Origin of the sequence: Paenibacillus nanensis, from assembly GCF_003583765.1 — a bacterium.
GTDB lineage: Bacteria > Bacillota > Bacilli > Paenibacillales > Paenibacillaceae > Pristimantibacillus > Pristimantibacillus nanensis.
In genome coordinates this window covers 69,124-80,797 of record NZ_QXQA01000008.1, presented here as the reverse complement: position 1 = coordinate 80,797, position 11,674 = coordinate 69,124, and the positions used below count along the sequence as shown (strand labels likewise).

The following is an 11,674-nucleotide window of genomic DNA, read 5'->3' as shown; positions in this document are numbered from 1 at the left end:
CATGCAAATGGCGGGCTCGGAATGCTGAGCCGCGTTCCATTCCACGAGGCCGTGAATAAACGCATAAACCCTGATATCCTCAATGCGCGCATGACTTCGGCGCGCTTGAACAAACTAAGTGGAATATGACAGACCAGGGAGAATCAGGGATGAAAAAAATCGGAATCATTTATGCTGAGGATATTCGCGGTATGATCAGAAACTGGGCTGCCCTTGTCATTATTCTTGGGCTTGCCGTGCTGCCCTCCCTGTATGCCTGGTTTAACATTGAAGCATCCTGGGATCCGTACGGACACACGGGCGGCCTGAAGGTCGCGGTCGTCAATAAGGATAAAGGCGCGACGCTGCGCGGAACCCCGCTTAACGTCGGGAACGAAATCATCGCTTCGCTGAAACAAAATCATGCAATCGGTTGGGTTTTCACGGACGAGGAGCAAGCTCTAAGAGGGGTAACGAGGGGGAAATATTACGCCAGCATTACGATTCAGGAGGATTTTTCCGCTCGTATTGCCACTGTTCTCTCGGACAATCCCCAGAAGGCCGTGCTGGTATACACTGTGAATGAGAAGATTAACGCGATAGCCCCGAAAATAACAGCCCAAGGCGCGAGCGGCATTCTCCATGAGGTCGATCAACAGTTCAACAAGACGGCATCCGACGTCATTTTCCGGATATTTAACGAGCTCGGAATCGGACTCGAGGAGAACCTGCCGGACATTCTGCAAATCCGCAATGCCGTCTTTAAGCTGGAAGCGTTCATACCCGAGCTGAATCACGCCGTAGACGTGATGGACCGGGATACGCGCGCCGTAAATGAGCTGATACGCAAGGTGCAGACGGATCTGCCGATCGTGGCTGAGCTTGCGCAGGAAGGGGCGGATTTCTCGAGCCGTATGGGGCAGTTTCTTGACCGCAGCTCAGCGGTGCTGGATGAAGCCGAACCGGCCATTAAGCTGCATCTCGGCCTGCTGCGGCAGACGGCGGACGCCACTGCGTCGTTAACGGACATTCTGCTGAACGAAAGCCCGGATCCGGCGCAGACGAGAGCAACGCTGGCCCGACTCTCGCAGCGTTTGACCGCCGCCTCCGATACAACCGGTATGCTGCTTTCCTTATTCGAACGGGTCAACCAATTAGCCGGAGGCGGCCTGCTTCTTCCCGTAACGGAAAAATTGCAGCAAATCGATAACCGCATCGCGCAGCAGCAAGCTTTAGTGACTCAAATCGTTGACGCCATCGACCAAGGTGCGCAGCCTGCCAGCGAGCTCGTCAATCGATTAAACCAGCTGGCGCGCGAGTCCTCAAGCGCAGTCGGAAGCATGCTTGACCGCTATGACGACGAGACCGCGCCGCGGATCCGACAAGCGTTCGATCGCGTGCAGCAAACCGTCGCGAAGACCCAAACCTTATTGTCGGATGCGAACGAAAGCATCCCCGACGTTGAGCGAATCGTTGCCCATGCCGGCAAGGTCTTGGAGGCCGGGGAACAGAAGGTTGCCGGATTGAAGCAGGCGCTGCCTGAGGCTGAGGACAAGGTAAGAAAGCTGGCGGACCGCATACGGGAGCTCGAAAAGGCGGGGAGCTTGGAAGAGCTTATCGATTTGCTGAAAAACAACAACGTCTTGTTGAGCGATTTTTTTGCAAATCCGGTCATTTTAGAAGAGAATGTTCTGTTTCCCATTCCCAATTACGGTTCAGCCATGTCGCCCTTTTTTACAACGCTTTCCTTATGGGTTGGCGCGCTGCTGCTCGTATCTCTTTTATCCGTCGAAATCCATGACCCCGGTCACCAGTTTCGCGGCTATCAGATCTATTTCGGCCGGTATTTGAGCTTTCTTACGATCGCTCTTCTGCAGTCGCTCTTTGTTACATTAGGGGACATCTGGCTGTTAAAAACTTATGTCGTGGACAAGCCGTGGTTTATCGTGTTCGGTTTGCTGCTCAGCACGGTGTTTATGCTGATCGTCTATACGCTAGTTTCTGTATTTGGAAACGTCGGCAAGGCGATGGCGATCGTCCTGTTGGTGCTGCAATTGGCCGGCTCCGGCGGCACCTTCCCCATTGAAGTGACCCCCGCCTTTTTTCAGGCGATTCATCCTTTCCTGCCGTTCACTTATGCCATAAGCATGATGAGGGAAGCGGTAGGCGGCATCGTCTGGGATACGGTCCGGAGAGATTTGCTGGCAATCGCCGCTTTTGCCGCAGCCGCGCTGGTGATCGGACTGGCTTTAAAAAACGCGATTAACCGCCTGTCCGCTCGTTTCGTCCAAAAAGCGCGGGAAAGCAATCTGATTCACTAGCTGGCAGCAGACCAATCGCGGATTGGTCTGCCGTTGTCAGCTGGAACCAAGCGCGCCTGCCACAGCCGCGAGTAAGATGGCGCTGAGGATGACCGCGCTTCGAATCCCGATCCGCTGCCACCAGCGTTTCTTTTCGATTTTTTTATTGATGCGCTCCATCGCAAGACCGCCGCCGGAGAGCAGAAGGACCAACCCGTTAAAAAAATAATCTCCTATGGTCGCAGGCCTTGGGGTGAAGGAGGAGATGCCCGTTTTGCTTCTCATCCCTTCGTCTCCCGGAAAAAACGCCATGATGACGGCCATAAGAATGTGCAGCGACACGTACGCAAGTATACCCTCCAATATGGTCATGCCGCCGCTTGCCCCTTACGCTTCTGCCAGAGTAATGCGAACAGGAGCAGCTCGAATGCAGCGTAAATAACAAACGTCAAATCCAACGTGCCCCCCAGTGCGTCCATAAAATGCTCAGCCCGAGTAGGGCTCATGTCCCGGTACATCTTCACGTAATCCCCGTATTCCTTATAATAGTTAAAAACAAACAGCAGGATTGCAGGAATGACGGGTATACATCTCAACACCTTTCGAAACTTCAAGAAATTCCGCGAAGGCTCGGCCGCGGTTTTTGCCCTAAGCCATTTGCGAAGCGCGAAATACAGGACCGTTACGCCCAGGAGCACGAAGCCAATAAAAAGGAGAAACACCGAATTGAAGATCGCGAAAAATCCGTCCGATAATCCGATGTTTCTTACAAATGACGCGATTAAAGCCAACCATAAGAAAATTACGATATTTCTTGCGTGATTCATCATTTCTCCCCCAGCACGTTTTTTCTTCTCCTCTCTATACTATCAAACAGCAAAAGCGTTTCGTGACGGTTTCTTCAGCTGGCTAGGAAATCCGTAATTTCCCCAAAATAAAGCGGGCCTACGCATGCGCGTAGGCCCGCTAAAACTGTCCCTTTCTCCGATTACATAGCCGTTATTCCGCCATCAACGATAAATTCAGCGCCCGTTGAGTAGCTTGATTCATCGGAAGCTAAGTAAAGAACAATATTCGATACTTCTTCCGGCTGCGCCACTCGTTTTAAAGGAATATGTTTCGCAAATTCCTCTACAGCCGCTTTTGTATCCTCTTGCACGACCATTGGAGTTGCAATAACGCCCGGGTGCACGGAGTTGACGCGTATGCCGTAGTGCGAGCACTCCAGCGCCGCAGCTTTTGTCATGCCGCGAACTGCGAATTTCGTATCCGTGTAGCCGACAGCGCCGCCAACAATACCATTAATGGAGGAAATGTTGACAATCGAGCCGCCGCCCGCTTTCTGCATCGAGGGGATAACGGCTTTCATTCCTAAAAAGACGGACACTTGGTTTATATCCACGATACGGCGGTATTCTTCTTCAGAAGTTTCCAGGATGGATTTCGCCGTCGTAATTCCAGCGTTGTTCACCAGTACATGAACGGGGCCGAATGCTTCTTCAGCCCTCCCGATAACGGCTGCCCAATCTGCCGCGCTTGTAACGTTATGTTTAATAAATAGAGCGTTTTCCCCTAATTCACTTGCCAAAGCCGATCCTTCCGCTTCCTTCACATCGGTTAATACGACCTTCGCGCCTTCTGCGACAAAACGTCTTGCGTGGGCTGCGCCCATGCCTTGAGCCGCGCCTGTAATAATTGCAACCTTGCCTTCTAATCGAGCCATCAGCGAGCTCCTCCTCTATATAAAAATAAGAAACGCCTCTCATTTAGACTACAGTTGTAAATTATCAGAATTCAGTCCGAAAGTCAAACTCCTTATTTCATGCTATACTTTAGAAAAAGAATGCACGTCATAAGGTGGCATGAAAACAAGTGGCAAATGAAGACCGCCGTATCCTAAGAACCCGAAATAATTTAAAAAGAGCCATGCTGGAGCTGCTGAAAGAAACCGATTTTAAGGACATTTCGATTACCAAAATTGCGAGCCTTGCCCGCTGTAACCGGGTTACCTTTTACTCCCATTACGAGAGCAGCGCGCAATTGCTGGCGGATATTTTTCATGATTATTTGGAAGAGCTCGCGCACTACTACAAAGAAAGCTTTAAAGAGAAAACGACGCTCTCCCTAGCCGATTCTTCCCGGAGTATTCCGATCTTTGAGTTTGTGTTTAACAATCAGTTTGTGTTTTCGCTTATGCTCATGGGAGAAGTCATTCCAGGCTCGCAAAATATTTTTTGCGAAACGATCTCCCATATTAGCCGCACCAATCTGGCCTTGAAGGATGAGATCTGGTTCGATATCGAAGCGGTCAATTTTTTCGAAACCTACGCCTTATTAGGTTTGTTTATCTATTGGATCAAAGAGGGCTTTAAAAGCCCGCCGGAAGAGATGGCGAGGAGAATGGCCTACCTCTACTCCACAACGTTGGGCGAAATTATCGTAAAAGATACATAAAGAAAGGCAGACCCGACATGAGGGCCTGCCTGCGTTTTTGCTGATAAAAACCGATATTTGGACCCCGCTTCATACCCGTTGATTCTCAGATGGGCGTGGAGGATGTCGCTTGCTGACGGGAGCTCGTCTCGCGCCGGCCAGCCCGCTGAATCCCATATGCCGGATTGCTTCAACGCGCGCGGGCAATGACTAAAGCATTCCTCCGCCTCAACGACGATGCCCAGCACAGGAGCTCGTTATCCGTCATTCGTGATGCCATATTGCCGGGATAGACCTCTGACACGCGCTTTGATTTGCTCGATCAACTCCTGCGGCTGCTCCACAACCGCTTCCTGCCCCATCCCGCAGAAATATTCTGCAGCCCATGACAATTGAGAGTGGGACATTTTTTTACGGAGAATCCCCCCGCCCTCAGGGTGTTCCGTAATGCCTTCCGATAACCAAAAGTCCGTACGGCACCGTAATAGGCCTTTTCGGGTTAGACGCACAACAAGCTCCACGCCTTCCTGGTCGCTGAAGTGATGGAAAAGCCAGTCTTGAACCGAACCATAAGGATGGGTAACCGGTTCAATCTCATGAGAAGGACGGCGCACGGCCAGAATACGGTCGGCCCGAAAAGTGCGGTAGCCATTTCTTTCGTAACAATAGGCCGGACAATACCAGTGCCCATTTATCGTATAGATGCCAATGGGCAAAATATTTCGTACGCTGACTCCCGATTCGGACTCATGCGTAATTTCGATCACGCTTTGATCCATGGAGGCAAGCAATAAATCTTGCAAAAACGGCGACTCCGCCACATTGGTTGGAACCCAGAATAACAGCCTGTCCTTCAAACGAGTGATCTTTTCTCTCACGTCTTCCGGAAGATACGTATGCAATTTATTAAGGGTGTCCGACATTTCTTGCGAGAACGGAAGCGAACGGTAAAATAATAGCGACTGACTTGCGAAGAACACGGAAATCGCTTCTTCCTCCGAAAAAATAATGGGGGGAAGCATCCGGGAATGAAGGACCGAATACCCTCCGTGCGACCCTAGCTCCGAGTATACGGGAACTCCCAATTCGCTGAGATCCTGCAAATCCCGCCATACCGTCTTTTTGGACACTCCAAACTCCGCGGCAAGCTCTCCGAGCGTAAATTTCCTTTTGTCATTGATCGTCAGCATCAAGCGAATGAGGCGCTGCGTCTTATTCACGTTCATCCCTCCTTAAAAACATGATACAACGGAATCTGGACAATAGTGGAAACATTCTGACCACAATGGAAGGTAAGATGAACATGCAGCACAAACTATTTGCTATGAGGAGGAAAAGCCAATGTATCCGTCAGTTCAAGCATTTCTGGAGGAATGGAAAGAGGAAGCTGAAAAAACGAAGGCGGTTCTAGATTCTTTAACGGACGTATCGCTGTCTTATCAAGCTGTGCCGAACCAACGCACGATAGGCCGAGTCGCATGGCACTTGGTCACTTCCATCGAAGAGTTTATGGCGCCTGCAGGCGCTAAGCTCGGCGTTGCTATTGCCATGGACCGCGTGCCGGCAACGGCAGCCGAAATTTCTCGAGCATACGCGGAGCTGTGCGATGCCGCTTTGCCGGTTGTTTCCGAATGGACCGATTCTGCCCTGCAGGAAACCGCGAACTTTTTCGGACAGGAGTGGGTGGTCGGCTATGGGATGAGGGCGATGGTCAACCATGAGATCCATCATCGCGGTCAGCTAACGGTTCTTATGCGTCAGGCAGGCATCAAACCGCCCATCATCTATGGGCCGGCCAAAGAAGACTGGGCCGCATTCGGCATGGCCGAACCTGTGGTGTAAGAAAGAATAATACGTTACTAAAGCGCGGCCTTCGATCGATGCTTGAACCGAGGGCCGCGCTTTCAGACCGAACCTTAAGAGCTTTCAAACGCTGTTATGCATAGCTTTTCGAATCCGTTCGGGCTGCAAAAGCAGAGCGCTTCGCGGTCCCGCTTTGCGGACCAAGCCTTCCGAGACGAATTGATTCAACTGCTCCGTAACCGTCTCGCGGATGCTTCCCGCCATGCTCGCGAGCTCTTGATGCGTCATGCTGATCTCCAATTGAAGCCAGTCCCCGTCTGACTCCAAGGCTCGGCCAAACTTTTGGGCCAGCTTGTGCAGCAAATAGAGAAGCCTTTGCCGTATGCTCCCGTAAGCTAGCATTTCGAGCATCTCCTCCATCTCCTTCAGCCGGGAAGACACCATCTCGATGAATTTAAGCCCCAGCTCGGGATGTCTCATCACGATTGCTTCGAATTGATCCTTATCCAGCGTGCAGATGACCGAATCTTCTTTGGTTTCGGCGTATAGATGTTCCGTACCCGTCGTAAAGGAGCCGACTTCGCCGAAAATATGTCCGCTTCCCAATAGATCAACCGTTAGTTCTTTGCCTGTGCTCGATATCCGGTATAACCGCACGACCCCGGACTTAATGAGAAATAAACGCTTTTGAAGCTCGCCGGGGAAAGCAATCATCCTGTTCTTCCTTATGATGTTCAGTGGAGTAACAGGTTCAAGCTTTTGCAGCTGCTCCAATTCGAGTCCGTCAAATAATTTGATACGAGATAAGTACTTGATTTTATCCAAGGAAGGCCCTCCGACACCGGCTTTGTAGTCTATCCTACATTCTTAATTAGCCGCTTCCTCTATACTACTAAAGAGTGATCGCGAAGTCATTTAAGAGGAGTGTCTGGTATGAATACGGCCGACTACATCGTTTCTTTCATCTTGATCCTTATGTTTACTTTTTCTGCCGCGACGAAGTTTTTTCGCCAAAAAACAATGGTTCAGCACTGGAACGACTATCGCTACCCGTTCTGGTTTATGGATGTTACAGCTGCTTTAGAGCTGATTGGCGTCATTGGCATCTTGGCATCCTTTCGGTACCCTGGGCTATTAACGTACGCCGCTGCTCTTATTGCCGCACTTATGCTTGGCGCCATTCATGCGCATCTCGTCAGGGCGAAGCATAAGCTCTATATGGTCGTGAATGCGGGGTTGATGCTTGGTTTGGCGGCATGGCTTCTCTTTCGTTAGCTTCATCATTTCCAATTGTAAAATCCTTCAAAGTCCCTTATCCTAATTCTTATCGCAACCATTTTGCGTCACATCCTAGAAACGGAGAACAGGACTTTCTATGAAATCATCGCTTTTAACCCGGCCTTTCTATTATCTGTGGACGACCCAAACGATGGCGAATGCCGCGGACGTGCTGTACATTATGGCGCTTACGGTGCTGGTGCTCAATCAGACCGAATCCTTAATAACAGCGGCGTTTATGCCGCTTATGCGAAGCGGAGCTCAGATGATTAGCGGCCTGATCTCGCCGCTGCTCCTTAACCGCTTCAAGCTGCCGGCTCTGCTGCTCCTGTCGCAGACCGGCCAGCTCCTGCTGTTTGTGGGCTTGGCCGCTTATCTGCAGCTAAGCGGGGACAACGCATCGCTTGTTCTCGTATTTGCGCTTGTCTTTTTGATGTCCTTCCTTGACGGCTGGACGGTTCCGGCCCGCAACGCGCTCGTTCCCCGGCTAGTGACGCATGAGCAGGGCTTGCTCAAGGCGAACGGCCTGATCAGCGTCAGCGATCAGGTGGTTCAGTTCGCGGGCTGGGGACTGAGCGGCGTTATTGTCGCGTTGCTGGGCGCCACTCCGACGCTGCTGCTGACGATCGTCCTCTACGGATTGGCGGCGGCCTTTACGCTTGGCGTCAAAGAACCGTCCGAAGCGCGTTCTGCTGCGCAGCCGGCAGAGGCTGCACTGGAGGGAGACACAGACGCTCCATCGTCCAAATGGCATGTCCTGACCGAAGGCTGGAAGGCGATCTGGCGGATGCCGCGCCTGCGGCTGCTCACCTTTATGGACATGATCGATATGCTGGGCGGATCGGTATGGGTCGGCGCCTTTACGCTCGCCTTCGTGCAAGTCGCGCTTGGACAAGGCGAAGAATGGTGGGGCTTTATTAATGCCGCCTATTTTGCCGGGACGGTTGGCGGCGGATTGCTGGTGCTGGCGTTGGTGAAGAAGATCGGGAACCGCTACTTGACGGCCATGCTGATCGGTATGGCGGGCTATGCCGTCCTGACCGCCCTCTACGCTCTTAACACCGTGCCATTTGTTGCGCTCATTCTCGTGCTCCTGATGGGTCCGTTCGCCGAGCTGTCGATTATTAACCGGCGCACTCTGATTCAACAAAGCACGGGCAAAGACATGCTGCCGAAAGTGCTCTCCGCGCAAAACTCCCTGCTGCATCTGGTGTTCTGCATCTCGCTGCTGGGAATGGCCGCGCTCGCCGAGTGGCTCGGCATTGTTAACCTTTATTTGTTTGCGGCAGGCCTTACCCTGCTGGCGCTGCTGATGGGCGTGCTTGGCCGGCGGGCCTTCACCAATAAGGCCGCAGCCCGCGCTACAGGCGATTGATCCACAAAAAATTCCTTCAACGTCAGTCTCGGATAGCGGGAAGCCGTCCGAGACTGACCCTTCAAAAAGCCTTTTGACAGGCCGACGCTGCCTTCATTTGACCCGAATTCCCCTTCACCATTGCATTCCTACAGGAAATTCACTCCGCATTCCCGGAAATTTAGGGCTATCTCTTCATGCATTCGATAATAATCCAAAAATAGGACATACTAACAAACCAATACAGGAAGGGAGGTTTGTTGGTGAAACTGTACCAAGTGCGAAAAGGGCAATTTGTTTACTACAAAAACAAATTACATAGGGTTTACGGCGTAAAACCGATGTACAAAAAATCCGTTCATCTTATCCGGCTGAGCGATCTAACGCAGCATTTGGCGACTGCGGCGGAAGTGGATAAACACAAACCAACAGAGCTCGACAGCTTTGTTTATAACCATAAGCCTTACACCCTTAGAAAGGACCGGACCGCTCAAGCAGGGGATACGATTCTGATTACCAATCCGACACCCGATTCCCTTGACCATTACTCGTTAAATGATATTGAAGTTGTTGAAACGGTCGACCACAAAGGCGTTATCACCACAAACTCGAACGGAATCAAGCATCATGAATATATGCTGGTGGTTCCCGGCCGAAGCCCCGACAGCCGCGTCATTGATTATCAGAACATTGAGCCTGATGAAGAAGAGGCGGCGGGCGCGAATGCCACCAATTTAAATGCCGGCAATCCGGAGCAGGATCAATTGCCGAATCTTGGGGACGTCTACAAACAGAAGGATCATGATGCTTCCTTAGAATCGATGGTCGTGGCCATTCAGAATCAAACCGTATTCCTTGGAGGCGGCTTTGTTGTCCCGCGTGAAGAGCTCCTGAACGGCGAGAAGTGGGAGTTTCTCTATAACCTTCTAGACCAATGATGTATTGGAATCGAATCCACTCTATTTGGGGGTCCCTATGCTCATCAAAAAACTAAAGGAAAACATTGTTTTCACCATTTCTTTAGCGATCACCCTCCTTTTCATTTTATGGGGCGTCTTCTTTACGGAAAACCTTACGGAAGTCACCAATACGATCTATAACGGTTCGATTGATTATTTGGGCTGGGTTTATCTTGGCGCCACTTTATTTTTTGTCATTTTCTCAATCTACCTGCTGTTCTCCAAGTATGGGAATATACGGCTGGGCAAAAAAACGGATACCCCCGATTTCAAAACCGGGTCTTGGCTCGCCATGCTGTTCGGCGCCGGAATGGGAATCGGGATTGTGTACTGGAGTGTAGCTGAACCCGTCACCCATTATACCAACCCGCCCGTGGGAGAAGCTTACACGATTGAGGCGGCCAATACGGCCATGAAATATACGTTTTTCCACTGGGGGCTGGATCCATGGGCCATCTATGCGGTCATCGGCTTAGCTCTAGCCTTCTTTCAATATAACCGCAGGCTGCCCGCAGCCGTCAGCTCGTCGTTCCAGCCGATACTGGGCCACCGCATTAACGGACCGATCGGGAAAACAATCGATGTGTTATCGATATTCGCAACCGTATTTGGAATCGCGACATCTTTAGGCCTTGGCGCCATGCAGGTGACGGCCGGGATGCATGACATCTTCGGCATTCCCGACTATTTATTCGTCCAGCTCATCGTCATTGCGGTAGCGACCGTTCTTTTTATCATCTCGATCAATACGGGGCTGGAAAAAGGAATTCAGTATTTGTCCAATGCGGCGATGATTTTATCGTTCATTATTATGGCGATGGTCTTGCTTTTGGGTCCGACGTTGACGGTCATTAAAGTTTTCTTTAATACGACGGGGATCTACCTGAGCGACTTCCTGCATATGAGCTTAAGGCTGAGGCCTTTCGGGGAAGGCGAATGGATCGCGTCCTGGACCTTATTTTATTGGGCGTGGTGGATTGCCTGGGCTCCATTCGTCGGCATGTTTATTGCCCGCGTGTCGAAAGGACGAACCGTCCGTGAATTTATTATCGGCGTCCTGATTGTGCCTACCATTGGAACATGCCTCTGGATGTCCGTGTTCGGCGGGTCCGCGCTCTCCCTTGTCATCGACAGCGGGAACCACGATCTCGCAAAGTCCATTACGGAAAATGTATCGCTATCGATCTTTACGTTCTTTGACCATCTTCCGTTAAGCTTTCTATTAAGCCTATTGGGGTTCGCCGTTGTCGCGATTTATTACGTCACGGTTGCCGATACGGCCACCTTTGTATTGGGGATGCTGAGCGAAGGCGGGACGTTAAATCCATCCAATAAAATAAAGGTGACATGGGGCATTATCCAATCGGCCGTTGCTGCGGTATTGCTTTTGGCCGGAGGGCTTGACGTGCTGCAAACAGCCTCGATCGCGGCCGCTCTCCCTTTTGCCGTCATCATGATTGTCATGTCCTTCTCCCTGCTCAAAGGTCTGCGAAGCGAGCTTGAGGTTCAAAAGCCCGCAAAGAGAAGCGGACAACCGAAGTAGGAGAAGTTTTTAGGTGAGACATGCT

Annotated in this window: 12 protein-coding genes; 7 read left to right on the top strand and 5 right to left on the bottom strand. The window is 51.2% G+C overall.

Translation table 11 applies throughout. The annotated features are described in order from the left end of the window. Window positions 1–149: 149 nt before the first annotated feature. Window positions 150–2,300, top strand: coding sequence for a YhgE/Pip domain-containing protein (locus D3P08_RS13925; RefSeq protein WP_119600307.1), 2,151 nt, complete (start codon window positions 150–152; stop codon window positions 2,298–2,300). 36 nt (window positions 2,301–2,336) lie between these two features. Here D3P08_RS13925 and D3P08_RS13920 read toward each other — a convergent pair whose 3' ends face one another. From D3P08_RS13920 to D3P08_RS13910, 3 genes are all read right to left on the bottom strand, one after another. Further along, the gene (locus D3P08_RS13920; RefSeq protein WP_119600306.1) at window positions 2,337–2,651 is read right to left on the bottom strand and encodes a hypothetical protein; all 315 of its coding nucleotides are present in this window, start codon (window positions 2,649–2,651) and stop codon (window positions 2,337–2,339) included. Further along, the gene (locus tag D3P08_RS13915; RefSeq protein ID WP_119600305.1) at window positions 2,648–3,106 is read right to left on the bottom strand and encodes a hypothetical protein; all 459 of its coding nucleotides are present in this window, start codon (window positions 3,104–3,106) and stop codon (window positions 2,648–2,650) included. The genes D3P08_RS13920 and D3P08_RS13915 overlap by 4 nt, the downstream gene beginning before the upstream one ends. 161 nt (window positions 3,107–3,267) lie before the next feature. Next, a complete protein-coding gene (locus tag D3P08_RS13910) occupies window positions 3,268–4,002 on the bottom strand; it encodes a glucose 1-dehydrogenase (RefSeq protein WP_119600304.1) in 735 nt (244 codons plus the stop codon). A 149-nt stretch (window positions 4,003–4,151) separates the two neighbouring features. On the opposite strand from D3P08_RS13910, the gene D3P08_RS13905 reads away from it, so the two are divergent. After that, complete coding sequence (locus tag D3P08_RS13905) at window positions 4,152–4,733, top strand: TetR/AcrR family transcriptional regulator (RefSeq protein ID WP_119600303.1); 582 nt, start codon at window positions 4,152–4,154, stop codon at window positions 4,731–4,733. Between the two features lie 236 nt (window positions 4,734–4,969). Here the strand turns inward: D3P08_RS13905 and D3P08_RS13900 are convergent, their stop codons facing one another. Beyond that, on the bottom strand, window positions 4,970–5,932 hold the full coding sequence (locus D3P08_RS13900; RefSeq protein WP_162848479.1) for a helix-turn-helix transcriptional regulator: 963 nt from the start codon (window positions 5,930–5,932) through the stop codon (window positions 4,970–4,972). 121 nt (window positions 5,933–6,053) lie between these two features. Between D3P08_RS13900 and D3P08_RS13895 the strand changes: the two genes are divergently transcribed. Then, window positions 6,054–6,554: a DinB family protein gene (locus tag D3P08_RS13895; RefSeq protein WP_119600301.1), complete on the top strand. Its 501-nt coding sequence runs from the start codon at window positions 6,054–6,056 to the stop codon at window positions 6,552–6,554. 84 nt (window positions 6,555–6,638) lie between these two features. On the opposite strand, the gene D3P08_RS13890 is transcribed toward D3P08_RS13895, so the two are convergent. Then, window positions 6,639–7,340, bottom strand: a complete 702-nt coding sequence (locus D3P08_RS13890) for a Crp/Fnr family transcriptional regulator (RefSeq protein WP_119600300.1) — start codon at window positions 7,338–7,340, stop codon at window positions 6,639–6,641. A 108-nt stretch (window positions 7,341–7,448) separates the two neighbouring features. On the opposite strand from D3P08_RS13890, the gene D3P08_RS13885 reads away from it, so the two are divergent. From D3P08_RS13885 to D3P08_RS13870, 4 genes are all read left to right on the top strand, one after another. After that, window positions 7,449–7,790, top strand: coding sequence for a DoxX family protein (locus D3P08_RS13885; protein ID WP_119600299.1), 342 nt, complete (start codon window positions 7,449–7,451; stop codon window positions 7,788–7,790). 100 nt (window positions 7,791–7,890) lie between these two features. Beyond that, on the top strand, window positions 7,891–9,168 hold the full coding sequence (locus D3P08_RS13880) for an MFS transporter (protein WP_119600298.1): 1,278 nt from the start codon (window positions 7,891–7,893) through the stop codon (window positions 9,166–9,168). Between the two features lie 242 nt (window positions 9,169–9,410). Next, complete coding sequence (locus D3P08_RS13875) at window positions 9,411–10,085, top strand: hypothetical protein (RefSeq protein ID WP_162848478.1); 675 nt, start codon at window positions 9,411–9,413, stop codon at window positions 10,083–10,085. Window positions 10,086–10,122: 37 nt separating this feature from the next. After that, window positions 10,123–11,649, top strand: a complete 1,527-nt coding sequence (locus D3P08_RS13870) for a glycine betaine uptake BCCT transporter (protein WP_119600296.1) — start codon at window positions 10,123–10,125, stop codon at window positions 11,647–11,649. Window positions 11,650–11,674 lie beyond the last annotated feature (25 nt).

Bases quoted from the DNA above. Each gene is read 5' to 3' on its own strand.
- D3P08_RS13925 (WP_119600307.1), top strand. From the start codon at position 150: ATGAAAAAAATCGGAATCATTTATGCTGAGGATATTCGCGGTATGATC.
- D3P08_RS13920 (WP_119600306.1), bottom strand. From the start codon at position 2,651: ATGACCATATTGGAGGGTATACTTGCGTACGTGTCGCTGCACATTCTT.
- D3P08_RS13915 (WP_119600305.1), bottom strand. From the start codon at position 3,106: ATGAATCACGCAAGAAATATCGTAATTTTCTTATGGTTGGCTTTAATC.
- D3P08_RS13910 (WP_119600304.1), bottom strand. From the start codon at position 4,002: ATGGCTCGATTAGAAGGCAAGGTTGCAATTATTACAGGCGCGGCTCAA.
- D3P08_RS13895 (WP_119600301.1), top strand. From the start codon at position 6,054: ATGTATCCGTCAGTTCAAGCATTTCTGGAGGAATGGAAAGAGGAAGCT.
- D3P08_RS13885 (WP_119600299.1), top strand. From the start codon at position 7,449: ATGAATACGGCCGACTACATCGTTTCTTTCATCTTGATCCTTATGTTT.
- D3P08_RS13880 (WP_119600298.1), top strand. From the start codon at position 7,891: ATGAAATCATCGCTTTTAACCCGGCCTTTCTATTATCTGTGGACGACC.
- D3P08_RS13870 (WP_119600296.1), top strand. From the start codon at position 10,123: ATGCTCATCAAAAAACTAAAGGAAAACATTGTTTTCACCATTTCTTTA.